This window comes from Pseudomonas sp. MF5691 (genome assembly GCF_016405645.1).
Taxonomy (GTDB): Bacteria; Pseudomonadota; Gammaproteobacteria; order Pseudomonadales; family Pseudomonadaceae; genus Aquipseudomonas; species Aquipseudomonas shahriarae.
Genome location: NZ_JAEKDC010000014.1, coordinates 72,170 through 88,255, shown reverse-complemented (window position 1 = coordinate 88,255; position 16,086 = coordinate 72,170). Strand labels below are relative to the sequence as shown.

Here is a 16,086-nt window from a genome sequence, read left to right as displayed (position 1 = left end):
TTAACTCGGGGCGTTTTTTTATGCGTATTGGCCACGGCTATGATGTGCACCGTTTCGCCGAAGGCGACTTCATCACCCTGGGCGGCGTGCGCATTGCGCACCACCATGGGTTGCTGGCTCATTCCGACGGCGACGTTGTGCTGCATGCCTTGAGCGATGCCTTGCTCGGCGCGGCGGCGTTGGGGGATATCGGTAAACACTTTCCGGACACCGATCCCACCTTCAAGGGCGCGGACAGTCGCGTGCTGCTGCGGCATGTGGTCGGCCTGATCCATGCCAAGGGCTGGAAGGTCGGTAATGTCGATAACACCATCGTCGCCCAGGCGCCCAAAATGGCCCCGCATATCGAGTCGATGCGCGCAGTGATTGCCGCCGATCTGCAAATAGAACTGGATCAAGTCAACGTGAAAGCCACCACCACCGAAAAACTCGGGTTTACCGGTCGAGAAGAGGGCATCGCCGTGCACTCCGTCGCCTTGTTGCTGCGCGCATGAACGACCTGCAACTGTTGGGGCCGCGGGCCTATGGTGAAGCACTGGGCAGCGCGGTACTCAAGGCGACGGCTGAGGACTTCCAGGTGGACGAGGTGCTGGATATCCCGCTGACCGGCGAAGGCGAGCACCTGTGGCTGTGGGTGGAAAAGCGTGGCCTGAACACCGAAGAGGCCGCGCGGCGCATTGCCAAGGCTGCCGGCGTGCCCTTGCGCACGGTCAGCTATGCCGGCCTCAAGGATCGCCAGGCGCTGACCCGCCAGTGGTTCAGCGTGCAACTGCCCGGCAAGGCCGATCCAGACCTGAGCGCGGCGGAAAACGACACCCTGAAGATCCTCAAGACCGCCCGCCACAAGCGCAAGTTGCAGCGTGGCGCCCATGCGGCCAACGGTTTTACCCTGCGCCTGACCCAACTGGTCGGTGACCACGCCGCGATCGATGCGCGCCTGCAACTGATCGCCCAACAGGGTATCCCCAACTATTTCGGCGCCCAGCGGTTTGGCCATAACGGCGGTAACGTCGTCGATGCCCGCGACTGGGCGACCCGCAAGGCCTTGCCGGAGCAGCGCAATGTGCGTTCGCGCCTGCTGTCGACCGCGCGCAGCTTTGTGTTCAATAAAGTGCTGGCGGCGCGGGTTGCCGATGGTTCATGGCAGCGCGCCCAGGTCGGTGACTTGCTGGCGTTCACCGACAGCCGCAGCTTTTTCCCGGCCGGGGAGGCGGAGTGCAGCGATCCGCGCCTGGCCATCCTCGACCTGCATCCCACCGGCCCGCAGTGGGGTGAAGGCGAATCGCCCGCCAGCGGCGCCACCCATGCGCTGGAGCAAACCGTCGCAGCGAGCGAAGCAGACCTGTGCGATTGGCTGGCCAAAGCCGGCATGAGTCAGGAGCGACGCATTCTGCGACTGCCCATTGGCGGGTTGACGTGGCATTATCCCGAGACTGACATTCTGCAATTGGAATTCGTCCTGCCGGCCGGATGCTTCGCCACTGTTTTGGTGCGCGAGCTTGTTGATCTGGTGCCGGTGGGGCAGACGGACAGCCCATGCGTATTCTGATATCTAACGACGACGGGGTCACCGCCCCCGGCCTTGCCGCGCTTCATGCTGCGCTGGCCGATTACGCCGAGTGCGTGGTGGTTGCACCGGACCAGGACAAAAGCGGCGCCAGCAGTTCGCTGACGCTCGACCGTCCTTTGCACCCGCAAACGTTGGCCAACGGCTTTATCAGCGTAAATGGCACGCCGACCGATTGCGTGCACCTGGCGATCAACAGTTTGCTGGTCGATGAGCCGGATTTAGTGGTTTCCGGGATCAACCTGGGCGCCAACCTGGGCGATGACGTGTTGTACTCCGGCACCGTGGCGGCGGCCCTTGAAGGGCGTTTCCTGGGACGCACGGCATTTGCCTTTTCGTTGGCGTCGCGCCAGGTGGATAACCTGGCGACCGCCGCGTACTTCGCGCGCAAACTGGTGGAGGCCCACGACACCCTGGTGCTGCCGCCACGTACAGTGCTCAACGTCAATATCCCCAACCTGCCCCTGGACCATATTCGCGGTATCCAGTTGACCCGCCTGGGCCATCGCGCCCGCGCCGCGGCACCGCTGAAAGTGGTCGATCCCCGTGGCAGGGAAGGCTACTGGATTGCTGCAGCGGGCGACGCCGAGGATGGCGGGCCGGGCACGGACTTTCATGCGGTGATGCAAGGTTATGTTTCGATTACCCCGTTACAACTTGATCGCACCTTCAATGATGCCTTCGGTGGTCTCGATCCCTGGCTGGAGGGGCTGCGCTGATGGCTCGTGAACAGGACGACCTGTTGCGCCGTGGCATCGGCATGACCTCCCAGCGCACCCGTGAGCGATTGATCCAGCGGCTCTACGAAGAGGGGCTGTCCAACGCCCAGGTGTTGGAAGTCATCCGTCGTACCCCGCGTCATCTGTTTGTCGATGAGGCCCTGGCCCATCGCGCCTATGAAGACACCGCGCTGCCCATTGGCCATAACCAGACCATCTCCCAGCCCTACATGGTGGCGCGCATGAGCGAGCTGCTGCTGGCGGCGGGTCCGCTGGACAAAGTGCTGGAAATCGGCACCGGCTCCGGCTACCAGACCGCCGTGCTCTCGCAGTTGGTGGAGCGGGTGTTTTCCGTCGAGCGGATCAAGGTCCTGCAGGACCGGGCCAAGGAGCGCCTGGTGGAATTGAACCTGCGCAATGTGGTGTTTCGCTGGGGGGACGGCTGGGAGGGCTGGCCGGCATTGGCGCCCTATAACGGCATCATCGTGACGGCCGTGGCCACGGATGTGCCTCAGGCGCTTCTCGACCAACTGGCCCCGGGTGGGCGCCTGGTGATTCCGGTCGGGTCGGGTGAAGTGCAGCAACTGATGTTGATTGTGCGCGAAGAAGAAGGTTTTTCGCGGCATGTCCTGGGGGCAGTGCGTTTTGTGCCGTTACTTAATGGGCCGCTGGCCTGATCATTTATGACGGCGCACTGAATTCTATTGCCGGGTATGTGTCTTACAGCGGGGTTCATTGAGTCAACATCAAGTTGGGTAGTTACTTAACGAGATGAATTTTTCGTTTCTACCTTGTTGCCGGTTAAAGTCCGGCAGCCAGTTATACTGGCGACATATTTCAAGCCTGATACAGGCGTTCATGTTTCAGCCACCACAAAGGGAGCGGCGGGTGAGTCTCACAGTCATTGCGCAGCGTATGAGTAAAACGAGCTTTCAGCGACTGGTGATTGGCCTTGTCTTGAGTTCCTTGTTGGCTGCCTGTTCCAACACAGGCGGCGGGGCACGGGTCGTCGACCGCAATAGCGCGGCACCGCAGCGGCCTACGGTGACCACCGGGCAGTACGTGGTGCGCAAGGGCGATACTATGTTCTCGATCGCCTTCCGTTATGGTTGGGATTACAAGGCGCTGGCCGCGCGGAACAACATCCCGGTGCCCTATACGATACATCCGGGGCAAACGATACGTTTCGATGGGCGCACGGGTTCGGCACCCACGGCAGTTGTGACAAAATCCGGTTCCTCGGCTTCTTCTTCCAGCAAGACGACGGTCTTCACCCGGCCTGCAGGCACCGCTGCGCCGGCGGCTGCGAGGAAGCCGGCACCCGCGCCGTTGCCACCTGTGGGGCCTGCGCCGAAGGGTTGGGGATGGCCCTCAAATGGCATTCTTATTGGAAAATTCTCTTCAAACGGTAGTTTGAATAAAGGCATTGATATCGCCGGGGATTTGGGACAGCCTGTTTTAGCTGCGTCTGATGGGACTGTTGTATACGCCGGGAGTGGTTTACGGGGCTACGGCGAATTGGTCATCATCAAACACAGCGATACCTACGTCAGTGCCTACGGTCATAACCGCAGGTTGTTGGTTCGGGAGGGGCAGCAAGTCAAAGTCGGACAGACAATTGCCGAGATGGGGTCAACTGGTACAGACCGGGTGAAACTGCACTTTGAGATTCGCCGCCAAGGTAAGCCTGTAGATCCACTGCAATTCCTACCCCGGCGTTGATGTGTTGTCAGCCTGTTCCCTCACGTAGAAGGAACAGGCTCCAGCGTTGCCAAGGATAAAGGCGTCGCTTGAGCTTGAGGTCGAACTCACCAAAGGACTATAACAATGGCTCTCAGTAAAGAAGCGCCGGAGTTTGACATCGACGATGAGGTTCTCCTTATGGAGACCGGCATCGGTACGGATTCGATGTCGAATGAGGGACCCGCTGTACCTTCAGTTCGTACCAAGTCCAAAAACTCCACAGCGTTAAAACAGCATAAGTACATTGATTACACCCGGGCGCTCGATGCGACCCAGTTGTATCTCAATGAAATCGGCTTTTCCCCCTTGCTCACTCCCGAAGAAGAAGTCCATTTTGCGCGACTGTCGCAAAAGGGTGATCCTGCTGGGCGCAAGCGCATGATTGAAAGCAATCTGCGACTGGTGGTGAAAATCGCCCGACGCTATGTCAATCGTGGGCTGTCCCTGTTGGACTTGATCGAAGAGGGCAACCTCGGCCTGATCCGGGCAGTGGAGAAGTTTGACCCCGAGCGGGGTTTTCGCTTCTCGACCTACGCTACCTGGTGGATTCGCCAGACCATCGAACGGGCAATCATGAATCAGACCCGGACCATCCGGTTGCCGATTCATGTCGTCAAGGAGCTTAACGTGTACCTGCGGGCAGCACGTGAGCTCACTCAAAAGCTGGATCATGAACCATCGCCTGAAGAGATCGCCAACCTGCTGGAAAAACCGGTGGGAGAGGTCAAGCGCATGCTGGGTCTTAATGAGCGTGTGTCTTCGGTCGATGTCTCGCTGGGTCCGGATTCCGATAAAACCCTGCTGGACACCCTGACGGATGACCGACCAACGGATCCGTGTGAGCTGTTGCAGGACGATGACTTGTCGCAGAGCATCGACCAATGGCTTTCGGAGCTGACGGACAAGCAGCGCGAAGTGGTGATTCGCCGCTTCGGTCTACGTGGCCATGAGAGCAGTACCCTGGAGGATGTTGGCCTGGAGATCGGCTTGACCCGCGAGCGGGTGCGGCAGATCCAGGTTGAGGGTCTCAAGCGTTTGCGGGAGATCCTGGAGAAGAATGGCTTGTCGAGTGAGTCGTTGTTTCAGTAACGGCTTGTAAGGTAGCTATGAGAACGCCCGGTGCATGGGAATGCACCGGGCGTTTTGCGTTGTGGGAGCCCGGCTTGCCGACGATGGCGACCTTGAGGGCGGCTCTCGCTGGCAAGGGCAGCATCAAATTCCAGGCATAAAAAAACCCCGCTTTTAAGGGCGGGGTTCTTTCGACTAAGTCAGTACAAGTTAGATAACTTGAACTTCTTCAGCTTGCATGCCTTTCTGACCGCGGGTAGCGATGAAAGAAACCTGTTGGCCTTCTTTCAGGCTTTTGAAGCCGTCGGATTGGATAGCTTTGAAGTGAACGAACAGGTCGTCACCGGATTGTGGAGTGATGAAGCCGAAGCCTTTTTCATCGTTGAACCACTTAACGGTACCAGTTTGGCGATTAGACATGGTGTATCTCCTTGGACAAAGTTAACTGCGACTCAGGAAAAGCCCTGGCCGAGACTGAGTGCAAAGAGCAGGAAAAATTCTTGGAGATGGTTGGATCGAAATTCAACATATCGTGTAGAGATTCTCAGTGACACAAGCAGCACAGTGGCGCCACCTTAACCCTTTTTCCGGAACGTGCCAATGGTATTTCCGAAGGTTTCTCTATTTTCGTGACTGGCGGTGCCTTTTACAGGCCTGCGGCCCTTTAATTCAGGGGCAGGGCCCGCCCCATACGGCTGACAGTGATCGGGCGCAACTTAATCAAGAAAAACCCCCGCGTCCTTTGAACCGCGAGGCCAGCCCCGGTAAGATGCCCAACAGAATTTTCCACCTCGCTATTCAGGACACCCGCCATGAGCATCAAATCGGACAAGTGGATTCGCCGCATGGCGCAAGAGCACGGCATGATCGAACCCTTCGTCGAGCGCCAGATGCGCGGAGAGGGCGCCGAGCGCCTGATTTCGTTCGGGGTTTCCAGCTATGGCTACGATGTGCGTTGCGCCGATGAGTTCAAGGTGTTCACCAACATCAACTCGGCCACCGTCGATCCGAAAAATTTCGATGAAAAGAGTTTCGTCGATGTGAAGAGCGACGTGTGCATCATCCCGCCAAACTCCTTTGCCCTGGCGCGCACTGTCGAGTTCTTCCGTATTCCGCGCAATGTGCTGACCATCTGCCTGGGCAAGAGCACCTACGCGCGCTGCGGCATTATCGTCAACGTGACTCCGCTTGAGCCGGAATGGGAAGGCCACGTGACCCTGGAGTTTTCCAACACCACCACCTTGCCGGCCAAGATCTACGCCAATGAAGGCGTCGCACAGATGCTGTTCTTCGAATCCGACGAAGAGTGCGAAGTGTCCTATAAAGACCGTGGCGGCAAGTACCAGGGCCAGCGCGGCGTCACCCTGCCACGCACCTGATCGAAACGTCTTACAGAGCAAGGGAATTTGTCAGCGGGCAGGCACTCTATTGGGAGTACTGCCTCGGCGCGTGCACAGCGCGCCGAGCCACGCTTGAGGAGTACCCTATGAAGATCGACCCGCGAATCAGCGCCGAACTTGCCCGGCTTGAACCCAACCAGATTGGTGTTCTGGCCTGGTCCCTGATGGCCGACCCCGCCGCCGGCGGCATACCTGGCCAGCCTGACCCCGATACCCCGGAACAACCCACCGAGCCTGGTGTGCCGACCCTGCCGGATGAGCCACCACCCGCGCCAGTGGCCTGACAGGCCTCCACAAACCGCTGGTAGCTTTTGTGGTGGCGAGCGGGCTTGCCCGCGTTGGGCTGCACAGCAGCCCTGAAACCTGGCGCCGCGGTGTATCTGAAGACAGGCGGCAACGTTACAGGGGCTGCTACGCAGCCCAACACGGGCGAGCCTGCTCGCCACAGTAAGGCCTCTTGTCTTGGCCTCTTACTTCAGATTGCCACTTAGAAACTGCCGCAAACGCTCGCTTTTCGGGTTGCCCAGTACGTCTTCCGGCGTGCCTTCCTCCTCCACCAGTCCGTGGTGCAAAAACAGCACCTGGCTGGAAACCTTGCGTGCAAAACTCATCTCGTGGGTCACCATGATCATGGTCCGCCCCTCTTCAGCCAGACCCTGGATCACCTTCAGCACTTCCCCCACCAGTTCCGGGTCGAGGGCCGATGTCGGCTCGTCGAACAGCATCACCTCCGGCTCCATCGCCAGGGCGCGTGCGATCGCCACTCGCTGTTGCTGGCCCCCCGAGAGGAACGCCGGATACTGCTCGGCCACTCGTGCCGGCAGCCCTACCTTGTCCAGATAACGCCGGGCACGGTCCTCGGCGTCCTTTTTGCTGCAACCCAAGACCCGGCGGGGGGCCATGCTGATGTTTTCCAGCACGCTCATATGGCTCCACAGGTTGAAGTGCTGGAACACCATCGCCAGGCGGGTGCGCAGGCGCTGTAGCTCGGCTTCGTCGGCCACGCGCATGCCGTGGCGGTCGCTGACCATGCGGATCGGCTGGCCATCCAGGCTAATGGCGCCGTCATTGGGTTGTTCAAGAAAGTTGATGCAACGCAGGAAGGTACTTTTCCCCGAGCCGCTGGCGCCGATCAGGCTGATCACATCACCGCTTTTGGCCTTTAGCGAAACACCTTTGAGCACTTCATGGTCGCCATAGCTTTTATGCAGGCCTTCAACGGTCAGTTTGTACATGGGGCGTGCATCCTCAAGGCGATAGTAGATAGCCGCTGCGATAGGGCGTAAGGCCGGCGACATGGGCAATCACCATCCCGGCCGTGGCCATGCGCCGTAGCGAGCGGGCGTACATCAGGCCGGCATGGCGGCAGTGAACGGGGGTGACGCGGTCGTGAATGGGGTCAATGACCTCGGCGACCAACTGCCCGGCCTCCAGGTATTCCCCTGGCAGCGCGTGGAACACCAGCAAGCCACCTAGCGGGGTTGCCACCGGTTCGACGGCAGCCAGCGGCGTGGCGGGGTAGGGCAAGTCGGGCAGGGGTGCAGGTTCGCCGCTGATGGCGCCAAATCGGATCAGATAGTCGATGATCGCCTGGCAATCGAGACTGGCCAGGCCGTGATTGACATCGCCCTGGCCGCGCAACTCCAGGGTCACGGAAAAACTGCCCTGGGGAATCTCGAAGCGCTCGCCAAAACGTTGCTGCAATTGCCACCAGAGCAGGGTGAAACACTCATCGAAGGATTGCCCCCCGGAATCGGTGGCCAGCAGGCAGGCTTCGGCGCCGATGTAACGGGCCAGCGGCTCGACCTGCGGCCAGGCCTCGGGGGTGGTGTAAAGGTGGGCGACGGCTTCGAAGTCGCAATGCAGGTCCAGCACCATATCGGCATCACAGGCCAGACGTTGCAGCACCAGGCGCTGGGATTGCAACTGCGTGGCCGGTACATGGCGGTCGAGGGCCTGGCGCAGGCTGTCGCGGATCAGCGCGACGTTGCGCCTTGGATCATCCCCCAGCCGGCCCTCGACCTGATTGCCGACCTCGTCACTGAGGTCGACAAACAGGCGATTGAAATTCTGCCCGCTCTCCAGCTCGTAGCGGCCCAGGGGAATGTCCATCAGCACTTGCTCCAGGCCCACTGGATTGGCCACCGGCACCAGCACGATTTCGCTGCGCAGGCGGCCGGCTGCAGCCAGTTCCGCCAGGCGTACCTTCAAGTGCCAGGCCACCAGCATGCCGGGCAGTTCGTCGGCGTGCAGCGAGGATTGGATGTAGATTTTGCCTTCGGCCTGCTCTGGCCCGAAGTGAAAACTGTGAATCTGCCGTGCCGTGCCTGGCACGGGGGCGAGGAGGGGATGAATCTGTTGCCGCATAGGGGCTCCTTAATGGCTCGGCCCGAGAAAGGCCAGCCAGCGCCGCTCCGCCAGACGAAACAGACCGACCAGGGCAAAGGTCACGGTCAGGTAGATCAGCGCAGCGATACCAAACGATTGGAAAGTCAGGAAGGTGGCCGAGTTGGCGTCCCGGGCGACTTTGAGGATGTCCGGGATCGTCGCGGTAAAGGCTACCGTCGTCGAGTGCAGCATCAGGATCACTTCATTACTGTAGTACGGCAATGAACGGCGCAGGGCCGACGGCATGATCACGTAGGCGTAGAGTTTCCAGCCGCTCAGGCCATAGGCTTTCGCCGCTTCGACCTCACCATGGGCCATGCTGCGGATGGCTCCGGCGAAGATTTCCGTGGTGTAGGCGCAGGTGTTGAGGGCAAAGGCCAGAAGGGTGCAGTTCATCGCGTCGCGAAAAAACGCATCCAGCAATGGTTGTGCGCGAACCGCAGCGAGGCTGTAGATACCGGTGTAGCAGATCAGCAGCTGGATATAGAGCGGTGTGCCGCGAAACAGGTAGGTGTAGAACTGCACCGGCCAACGGACCCAGCGCTTGGGCGAGACACGGGCAATGGACAACGGGATCGACACCACGAAACCCATGCAGATAGAGGCCGTGAGCAGCCACATCGTCATGGCCAGGCCGCTCATATGGTTGCCATCGCTGTAGAGGAAAGGCCGCCAGTACTCCTGCAACAGTTCGATCATCGCACGGCCTCCCGTGAGCCGGCGGCGTAACGGGCTTCCAGCCTGCGCAGGACGAAGTTTGATGCGCTGGTAATGGCCAGGTAGATCAAGGCCGCCACCACCAGGAAAAAGAACAGTTGGTAGGTACTTTTGCCGGCATCCTGGGCAGCCTTGACCACGTCGGCCAGGCCGATGATCGACACCAGTGCCGTGGCCTTGAGCATCACCATCCAGTTATTGCCAATGCCCGGCAAGGCGAAGCGCATCATTTGCGGGAAGGTCACGTAGCGAAAGCGCTGCCCGCGCTTGAGGCCATAGGCCGTGGCGGCCTCGAGCTGGCCGCGGGGCACGGCGAGGATCGCGCCGCGAAAAGTCTCGGTGAAATACGCACCGTAGATAAAGCCCAGGGTAATCACCCCGGCGCCGAACGGGTTGATCTCGATGTATTCCCATTCCATGTAGTCGGTGAAGCTGGTCAGCCAGGTTTGCAGGCTGTAGAAAATCAACAGCATCAGCACCAGGTCCGGCACGCCGCGAATCAAGGTGGTGTACAGCTGCGCGGGAATGCGCAACAGCGCCAGGCTCGACAACTTGGCGCTGGCGCCGATCAGCCCCAGCAGCACGCTGACGGCCAGGGACAGCACCGACAGCTTGATGGTCATCCAGGTGCCTTGCAGCAACAGCGGGCCAAACCCTTTCAAGCTGAACGCGCCAAGCCCGAGGGTCTGCAACAGGTCTTCAAACATGGGGTACGCCTTTGGCAATCGGTAGTGCGCCCACCCCTTGGAGCGGCGGGCGCCGCAGCGTTATTTGCCGCTGTACAGGTTCAGATCGCCGAAGTGTTTTTTCTGGATGGTGGCGTAGGTGCCATCATCGTGTAACGCTTTGATACCTTTATCCAGAAGGGCTTTGAGCTCTTTGTTACCTTTTGCGATGCCGACTGCGGTCTTGGAGGGCAGCAATTCGCTGTCTACGGGCTTGCTGACTTCATAGCCCGCCCCTTGTGGCGATTTCAGAAAGCCCAGTTCGGCCTGCAGCATGTCCTGGATCGACGCATCCAGGCGGCCCGAGGTCAGGTCGGCATAGACCTGATCCTGGTTCTGGTAGGCCTGGGTTTTCACTCCGGCCTTGTCCAGCACAGCCTTGGCGTAGGCTTCCTGAATGGTGCCTTGTTCATAGCCGACGGTCTTGCCCTTGAGAGAGGCCATGTCTTCGCTCAGGCCCGAGCCTTTCTTGAATACATAGGAGGTCGGCCCGGAAAACAGCTCGCTGGAGAAGTCGATGACCTTCTCGCGGGCCTGGGTCACGGTCATGGACGAAATCACACCGTCGAACTTCTTGGCTTTCAGGCCCGGGATCATGCCGTCAAAGTCACTTTCCACCCACTTGCAGGCGACCTTCAGCTCCGCACAAATGGCATTGCCCAGGTCGATATCGAAGCCCACCAGGCTGCCGTCGGCGGCCTTGGATTCAAATGGCGCATAGGAAGGGTCCACACCAAAACGCAATTCTTTGTATTCCTTGGCCAAGGCGGTACCGGCGGCCATGCACAGTGCAAGTGCAGAAAGGGTCAGCAATGCTTTTTTCATTAGGTAATCCCTGGGAACCAAGATAAGCGCTTGTGGCGCGATTAGGACTGTTACTGAACGGTGTCAGACGAATCGCAAGTAGCAATTTCTGCACCATAGTTCTGAACAGTCTTTTTAATTGGCGGGATTACACGAAGGGTAACGTAGGAAGCGCCCGATATCGGGCGCTAGAAATCTTCAGCACCATTGCAGTGCGGGCGGGTCGCCTACGTGGGATTACTTTCCCGGAACCAGGGTCAGACGAGTCTTGCCATACACCTTTTCAAAGTTCTGTGGCTGCATCGGGAAGCTCAGGTATTGCGCCTTGAGCCATGGATCAATGCCATTGGCATAGTTCGGGCTGGCAGGGTTGCCGGATTGGCCGATCCCGCCTTGACCCATCATCGGTTCCACCTGGCCGAAATCGACAATCATGAGCAGGGCCTGGACTTGGCTGGTGGCGAAATCCTGCCCCCAATTGTAGGGCGCTGCGTTCAACGTACTGTGATCGCCGCCGGCTGCCAATGGGCCGCGAATCGTCTGCCCGCCGGTGTTTTTCCAGGTGTAGCTGTGCAGTTTGCCCCATTGCCAGGCCTTGTGATCTGCGCCCAACTGGCTGTCGCCGGCGGTGATTGCAGCAGCCAGGCTGCGGGCGAGAATCGCCGGCTTGTCTTCTTTGCCTGGGGTGCGCAGGTCGTCCCAGAACGGGCTGTCTTCACGCCCCAGCAGATGGTCGGCCTGGGCCGCGTAGGACAGGTTGGCGTTGCTGACAAAGGCTTTCCAGGTGGCACTGGATTCCGGGCCCAGCTCGTCGAGGAAAATCTGCCTGGCGCTTTCCTGCAGGAACAGTTGGTAGATCGCGGCGTCGGCCGAGGTGGCTGCCAGCCGCCCGTCGAACGCCATCAGGCGGCCCAGGGCCTGCTGGGCCTTGGCCCGCTCTGCGGCAGGCAGGGCATCAATCGCCTGCTTCAGTGGCTGGGCCATGCCTGGCGCCTGGAACATGCTTTTGAGTTTGGCGGCGAACAGCGTGGTCTGGTCGTACTGCATGGCGATCACGCTGCGGCTGTCGTGCTTGCCGTTGCCGGCCAGTTGCGCCAGGCGTTCGCTGCGCTCCGGCGCGGCCCAGGAATTGGACAGTTGCATGCCGTAGCCGTGAGGCACCGTGCGCTGGTTGGCCGTGCCGACCCAGCCCTGTGGCGGGTCCTGGTCATAGGGGTGCAGCATCGCATCGGCGTAGCCATCCCAGTCAAAGCGCCCGTCCCAGCCCGGCGAGGGCAGCAGGCCTTCACCTTCGCGGCGGTTGGGGAAACGCCCGGTGACCTGCCAGCCGATATTGATGGCGTCGGCAAATACCATGTTCAGGGCGATGGCCCGAATCTCGCGGCTGGCGTCCGAGGCTTTTTCCACATTCTGCGCCCGGGACAGGTCGAAAAACGCATCCAGGCTCTTGTCGTCCTTGAAACTGGCGGTTTGCAGGGCCAGGCCGTAACCGCTGGTCAGCGACTGGGCGCTGTTGAGCAACGGTCCGTGGCGGGTTTCGTACACCGCCTCGCGAATCGGCCGCTGGCCCTTGGCGAAGAAGGTTTCGTTACGCACGATTGTCGGCAGCCATTTGCCGTTGTGCTCGTAGTACAGCGCGCTGCCCTGGCGTTTGACCTTCTCCAGGAACAGGTCCTGGGTATCGCCGGACACCTGGCTCATGCTCCAGGCCACCTTGCCGTTGAAACCGGACAGCAAGGTAGGAATCCCGGCAATCGACACCCCGACCGCCTGGTATTTCGGCGCGCGGATTTGTACGAAATTCCACAGGGACGGCGCCTGCATAGGCGTAGACAGGTCGTTGGCCAACAGGCTGCGACCACTGCGGCTGCGTTGCGGGGCGATGGCCCAGTTGCTGGAGGTGGAAACCCCAAGGGTGTTAAGGCTGCCCAGGTGTTCGTTGATGCTGTTGAGCGTGGCAAGGCCGGGAATCTGCCCGAGATTGACGCCCTTGAGCTTGTCGGACTCCGCCACAGGCAGCGGTTCGTCCGGGTAGCTTGGGGTCAGCCAGGCGAGTTTGTCGGCGCCGACTTTTTGCGCCAGTACCAGGGCGGACAACTCTTCCTGCAGGTTGGCCGACTCACTGAAATTCAGCAGGCAAAACAACAGCGCCGAGTCCTCTGGCTTCCAGTACTCGGGCTTGTAGCCAGTCTGGGCCAGGTCCGTCGGCAGTTTGTCGCGGTAGCGGAACAGGTAGGCGTTGACCCCGCGGGCATACACTTCAAAGAAGCGCTTGAGGCGCGGCGACGAGGCGTTGTACAGCTCGCTGGCGCTTTTCTTCAGGTTGACGGCGCGCATGAAGCGGTCGACATCCAGCACGTCCGGACCGGACATCTCCGCCAGTCGGCCCTGAGCCAACAGGCGCAGGGTAACCATCTGGTTGATCCGGTCGCTGGCGTGCACATAACCGAGGGTGAACAGCGCGTCGTGGAAGGTACTGCTTTCAATCAGCGGCATGCCCTGGCTGTTACGCCGTACGGAAACATTCTGCGCCAGGCCCTTGAGCGGCTGCACGCCGGAAACGGGGGGCAGGGTGTCCTGGCTGTTCAGTGACTGGCAACCGGCCAGGCCCAAGGCACTGGCCACTGCCGCGGCAACGCCGAACCGGGGAAGAAAACGTGAGAGGGCTGGCGAGGCCATGGCAAAGCTCCTGCGGGGGGTAGCGTCAGTAAAGGCGCTACGTTAGTGAGCGCGGCGAACCGACGCAAGCGGGAGGCGATGCTAATTTTCAGGATTTGATTGAGCAGATGTGCGAGCTGTCGAGCTTTAGCCAGGCTGCGATAGGAGCATCGCGCTGTATCTGGCAGCCCCAGCGCCTGCATCGCAGCCTCGCCGGGGCTCGACAGCTCCCACAGGGAGGAGCGTGTATCAGGATTTCGGTGGGTTGACCTTCTGCACCAGGTCATAGGCCCGCACTGTCGCCGGGCGTTCTTTGATCAGGTTGAACCAGCGATGCAGGTGGGGGAAGTCTTCCAGGCGCTGGCTCTGCCATTTATGGGACACGATCCACGGGTAGATCGCCATATCGGCAATGCTGTAGGTCTCGCCGGCAACGAAGCTGCGGTCCGCCAGGCGCCGGTCGAGCACGCCATAGAGGCGCGCGGTTTCATCGACGTAGCGTTTGATCGCGTAGGGGATTTTTTCCGGGGCGAACTGGCTGAAATGGTGATTCTGCCCGGCCATCGGACCCAGGCCGCCCATTTGCCAGAACAACCATTGCAGCACTTCCTGGCGACCGCGCAGGTCCTTGGGCAGGAACTGGCCGGTTTTTTCCGCGAGGTACAGCAGGATGGCTCCGGATTCGAACAGCGAAATCGGCGCGCCACCGTCGCTCGGGTGCTGGTCGACAATGGCAGGAATACGGTTGTTGGGAGCGATCTTCAGGAAGTCTGGCTTGAACTGGTCGCCCTGGCCAATGTTGATCGGGTGCACCTCGTAGGGCAGGCCGGCTTCTTCCAGGAACAACGAAATCTTGTGACCGTTGGGGGTGGTCCAGTAATACAGGTCGATCATGAAGCTCTCCAGGATTGGTGATGCTTGAACGGGCAGGACGCCCGCTGATGTGCCTGTAGGTATAGGTAGTGTTCAGCTACCGAAAATTCAATGAAATATTTGCGTCTAACGATAGAACTGTAGGAGCCGGCTTGCCGGCTCCTGCGGGACGCGTATCAGGCGCCGTGGCACTTCTTGAACTTCTTCTCGCTGCCGCATGGGCATGGATCGTTGCGGCCAACGTCCTTCAGGGCGTTGCGCACCGGTTCCTGGTGGGCATGGCCGCAGTTCGGGCCGTGGACATGACCATGGTCGTGATCGTGGTGATCGTGATCGTGGTTGCAGTCAGGACCATGGACATGGGGTTGCTGAGTCATTGGTGTCGCTCCGGAATAAAATCGCCGGGGATTATCTCGCCATTGCGCATCACGTGCACGTCGTTACCGATGAATAATCCGGTTTTCAGCTCACCTTCCAGGCGATAGGGGATGGGGCGGTGCGGATTTTTCAGCAGGTCGGCGATCTCCCGCACCTGTGGCCACAGGTTGGTGCGCACCGTGACCTTGAAAAATCCCCGGCCATGGGGCGGTATGGTCAGCCACTCGTTGGATTCGCCCTCGGTCAGTTCCACGTCAGCCAGACTGATCTTATAGATCAGGCCGCGCACGGTGAGGTCCGAGTCGTCACGGTTATCCACGCGAAAGTGCAGCTTGAATTTCTGCTCCAGCAGCTTGGCCCGCAGCAACTCGACCTTGACCAGGTGGATCTGTGGCGGCGGCGTGTCATCGGCGAACCAGGACGCACAGCCCGAGAGGCCAACGGTCAATACCATTAAACAGCTGTAGGTTCGTAATCGGCTGACCATGACGCAATCCCTTGTAGGAGCCGGCTTGCCGGCGATGGTCGTCAACGATGACGAGGGTTGTGTGGTTTAGCGCGGTGTCCTTGGTTTTTACAGGTAACTGGAACAGCACTTCTTGAACTTCTGCCCACTGCCGCACAGGCAGGCATCATTACGCCCGGCCTTCACCTCCACCGTAGGATCAATAAAGTACCAACGCCCATCGTTCTGTACGAAAGACGACTGTTCGCGGTGGCTGTGTTCGCCGGTGCTGTCATGCCAGCGTGCGGTAAAAGTGACAAAGGCATGTTCCGGCTGCCCACCAAACACCTCGGAGCTTTCCACCTCCAGGCCGAGCCAGGTGCTTTGCGCGCTCCAGGCCCCGATGGCATCACGGTCGAGGCCGTTCTGTTGTGCCGGTAGCGTAGTGGCCACCAGATAATCCACCAGCCCCAGCACATAGGCGCTGTAGCGTGAGCGCATCAACGCGGTGGCGCACGGCGCGGGGTGGCCAGTGTGGTAATGGCCGCAACAGGCATCCAGCAGGTTGCCGCTGCCGCAAGGGCAAATGGATGTACTCATG

Annotated in this window: 19 protein-coding genes; 8 read left to right on the top strand and 11 right to left on the bottom strand. The window is 60.1% G+C overall.

Features of this window, described 5'->3' with window-relative positions; genetic code table 11:
* Nucleotides 1-20: 20 nt before the first annotated feature.
* The 6 genes from ispF (at nt 21) to rpoS (ending at nt 5,118) form a co-directional block, all read left to right on the top strand.
* A complete protein-coding gene (gene ispF, locus JFT44_RS19740; protein ID WP_029297241.1) occupies nt 21-494 on the top strand; it encodes a 2-C-methyl-D-erythritol 2,4-cyclodiphosphate synthase in 474 nt (157 codons plus the stop codon).
* Nucleotides 491-1,549 carry a tRNA pseudouridine(13) synthase TruD gene (gene truD / locus JFT44_RS19735; RefSeq protein WP_169990175.1) on the top strand — a complete coding sequence of 353 codons (1,059 nt, stop codon included), beginning with the start codon at nt 491-493 and terminating at the stop codon, nt 1,547-1,549. Before ispF ends, truD begins: the two co-directional genes overlap by 4 nt.
* On the top strand, nt 1,537-2,286 hold the full coding sequence (surE, locus tag JFT44_RS19730) for a 5'/3'-nucleotidase SurE (protein WP_057958707.1): 750 nt from the start codon (nt 1,537-1,539) through the stop codon (nt 2,284-2,286). Before truD ends, surE begins: the two co-directional genes overlap by 13 nt.
* A gap of 41 nt (nt 2,287-2,327) precedes the next feature.
* Nucleotides 2,328-2,963, top strand: a complete 636-nt coding sequence (locus JFT44_RS19725; RefSeq protein ID WP_169865481.1) for a protein-L-isoaspartate(D-aspartate) O-methyltransferase — start codon at nt 2,328-2,330, stop codon at nt 2,961-2,963.
* A 211-nt stretch (nt 2,964-3,174) separates the two neighbouring features.
* Complete coding sequence (locus tag JFT44_RS19720) at nt 3,175-4,008, top strand: peptidoglycan DD-metalloendopeptidase family protein (protein ID WP_057958708.1); 834 nt, start codon at nt 3,175-3,177, stop codon at nt 4,006-4,008.
* Nucleotides 4,009-4,113: 105 nt separating this feature from the next.
* Entirely contained in the window at nt 4,114-5,118 is a 1,005-nt protein-coding gene (rpoS, locus tag JFT44_RS19715) for an RNA polymerase sigma factor RpoS (protein WP_057958709.1), read from the top strand.
* 189 nt (nt 5,119-5,307) lie between these two features.
* Here the strand turns inward: rpoS and JFT44_RS19710 are convergent, their stop codons facing one another.
* A complete protein-coding gene (locus tag JFT44_RS19710; RefSeq protein ID WP_002554837.1) occupies nt 5,308-5,517 on the bottom strand; it encodes a cold-shock protein in 210 nt (69 codons plus the stop codon).
* Between the two features lie 392 nt (nt 5,518-5,909).
* On the opposite strand from JFT44_RS19710, the gene dcd reads away from it, so the two are divergent.
* Both dcd and JFT44_RS19700 read left to right on the top strand, forming a co-directional pair.
* Nucleotides 5,910-6,476, top strand: a complete 567-nt coding sequence (gene dcd, locus JFT44_RS19705) for a dCTP deaminase (RefSeq protein WP_003219273.1) — start codon at nt 5,910-5,912, stop codon at nt 6,474-6,476.
* A gap of 107 nt (nt 6,477-6,583) precedes the next feature.
* Nucleotides 6,584-6,781 (top strand): hypothetical protein, encoded by a 198-nt coding sequence (locus JFT44_RS19700; protein ID WP_029297182.1) that lies wholly within the window; start codon nt 6,584-6,586, stop codon nt 6,779-6,781.
* A gap of 186 nt (nt 6,782-6,967) precedes the next feature.
* Here JFT44_RS19700 and JFT44_RS19695 read toward each other — a convergent pair whose 3' ends face one another.
* The 10 genes from JFT44_RS19695 to JFT44_RS19650 all read right to left on the bottom strand — a co-directional run bounded on the left by JFT44_RS19695 (nt 6,968) and on the right by JFT44_RS19650 (nt 16,085).
* The gene (locus JFT44_RS19695) at nt 6,968-7,732 is read right to left on the bottom strand and encodes an ABC transporter ATP-binding protein (protein WP_115127539.1); all 765 of its coding nucleotides are present in this window, start codon (nt 7,730-7,732) and stop codon (nt 6,968-6,970) included.
* A 13-nt stretch (nt 7,733-7,745) separates the two neighbouring features.
* Nucleotides 7,746-8,864, bottom strand: a complete 1,119-nt coding sequence (locus tag JFT44_RS19690; RefSeq protein WP_057958711.1) for a succinylglutamate desuccinylase/aspartoacylase family protein — start codon at nt 8,862-8,864, stop codon at nt 7,746-7,748.
* A gap of 9 nt (nt 8,865-8,873) precedes the next feature.
* Entirely contained in the window at nt 8,874-9,584 is a 711-nt protein-coding gene (locus tag JFT44_RS19685) for an ABC transporter permease (RefSeq protein ID WP_057958712.1), read from the bottom strand.
* Nucleotides 9,581-10,309 (bottom strand): ABC transporter permease, encoded by a 729-nt coding sequence (locus JFT44_RS19680; protein WP_057439877.1) that lies wholly within the window; start codon nt 10,307-10,309, stop codon nt 9,581-9,583. The genes JFT44_RS19685 and JFT44_RS19680 overlap by 4 nt, the downstream gene beginning before the upstream one ends.
* 60 nt (nt 10,310-10,369) lie before the next feature.
* Nucleotides 10,370-11,152: a transporter substrate-binding domain-containing protein gene (locus JFT44_RS19675; protein WP_120731945.1), complete on the bottom strand. Its 783-nt coding sequence runs from the start codon at nt 11,150-11,152 to the stop codon at nt 10,370-10,372.
* A gap of 216 nt (nt 11,153-11,368) precedes the next feature.
* On the bottom strand, nt 11,369-13,810 hold the full coding sequence (locus JFT44_RS19670; RefSeq protein ID WP_198831047.1) for a penicillin acylase family protein: 2,442 nt from the start codon (nt 13,808-13,810) through the stop codon (nt 11,369-11,371).
* A 228-nt stretch (nt 13,811-14,038) separates the two neighbouring features.
* On the bottom strand, nt 14,039-14,683 hold the full coding sequence (locus JFT44_RS19665) for a glutathione S-transferase N-terminal domain-containing protein (protein ID WP_057439873.1): 645 nt from the start codon (nt 14,681-14,683) through the stop codon (nt 14,039-14,041).
* Between the two features lie 155 nt (nt 14,684-14,838).
* Nucleotides 14,839-15,039 (bottom strand): SEC-C metal-binding domain-containing protein, encoded by a 201-nt coding sequence (locus JFT44_RS19660; protein ID WP_003189235.1) that lies wholly within the window; start codon nt 15,037-15,039, stop codon nt 14,839-14,841.
* A complete protein-coding gene (locus tag JFT44_RS19655) occupies nt 15,036-15,494 on the bottom strand; it encodes an LEA type 2 family protein (RefSeq protein WP_374068252.1) in 459 nt (152 codons plus the stop codon). The genes JFT44_RS19660 and JFT44_RS19655 overlap by 4 nt, the downstream gene beginning before the upstream one ends.
* Nucleotides 15,495-15,614: 120 nt before the next feature.
* A complete protein-coding gene (locus JFT44_RS19650; protein ID WP_057439866.1) occupies nt 15,615-16,085 on the bottom strand; it encodes a YchJ family protein in 471 nt (156 codons plus the stop codon).
* Nucleotide 16,086 lies beyond the last annotated feature (1 nt).

Bases quoted from the DNA above. Each gene is read 5' to 3' on its own strand.
- JFT44_RS19655 (WP_374068252.1), bottom strand. From the start codon at position 15,494: ATGGTATTGACCGTTGGCCTCTCGGGCTGTGCGTCCTGGTTCGCCGAT.
- dcd (WP_003219273.1), top strand. From the start codon at position 5,910: ATGAGCATCAAATCGGACAAGTGGATTCGCCGCATGGCGCAAGAGCAC.
- surE (WP_057958707.1), top strand. From the start codon at position 1,537: ATGCGTATTCTGATATCTAACGACGACGGGGTCACCGCCCCCGGCCTT.
- JFT44_RS19650 (WP_057439866.1), bottom strand. From the start codon at position 16,085: ATGAGTACATCCATTTGCCCTTGCGGCAGCGGCAACCTGCTGGATGCC.
- JFT44_RS19685 (WP_057958712.1), bottom strand. From the start codon at position 9,584: ATGATCGAACTGTTGCAGGAGTACTGGCGGCCTTTCCTCTACAGCGAT.
- ispF (WP_029297241.1), top strand. From the start codon at position 21: ATGCGTATTGGCCACGGCTATGATGTGCACCGTTTCGCCGAAGGCGAC.
- JFT44_RS19670 (WP_198831047.1), bottom strand. From the start codon at position 13,810: ATGGCCTCGCCAGCCCTCTCACGTTTTCTTCCCCGGTTCGGCGTTGCC.
- JFT44_RS19690 (WP_057958711.1), bottom strand. From the start codon at position 8,864: ATGCGGCAACAGATTCATCCCCTCCTCGCCCCCGTGCCAGGCACGGCA.
- JFT44_RS19695 (WP_115127539.1), bottom strand. From the start codon at position 7,732: ATGTACAAACTGACCGTTGAAGGCCTGCATAAAAGCTATGGCGACCAT.
- JFT44_RS19700 (WP_029297182.1), top strand. From the start codon at position 6,584: ATGAAGATCGACCCGCGAATCAGCGCCGAACTTGCCCGGCTTGAACCC.
- JFT44_RS19680 (WP_057439877.1), bottom strand. From the start codon at position 10,309: ATGTTTGAAGACCTGTTGCAGACCCTCGGGCTTGGCGCGTTCAGCTTG.
- JFT44_RS19725 (WP_169865481.1), top strand. From the start codon at position 2,328: ATGACCTCCCAGCGCACCCGTGAGCGATTGATCCAGCGGCTCTACGAA.
- JFT44_RS19665 (WP_057439873.1), bottom strand. From the start codon at position 14,683: ATGATCGACCTGTATTACTGGACCACCCCCAACGGTCACAAGATTTCG.
- JFT44_RS19675 (WP_120731945.1), bottom strand. From the start codon at position 11,152: ATGAAAAAAGCATTGCTGACCCTTTCTGCACTTGCACTGTGCATGGCC.
- truD (WP_169990175.1), top strand. From the start codon at position 491: ATGAACGACCTGCAACTGTTGGGGCCGCGGGCCTATGGTGAAGCACTG.
- JFT44_RS19660 (WP_003189235.1), bottom strand. From the start codon at position 15,039: ATGACTCAGCAACCCCATGTCCATGGTCCTGACTGCAACCACGATCAC.
- JFT44_RS19710 (WP_002554837.1), bottom strand. From the start codon at position 5,517: ATGTCTAATCGCCAAACTGGTACCGTTAAGTGGTTCAACGATGAAAAA.
- rpoS (WP_057958709.1), top strand. From the start codon at position 4,114: ATGGCTCTCAGTAAAGAAGCGCCGGAGTTTGACATCGACGATGAGGTT.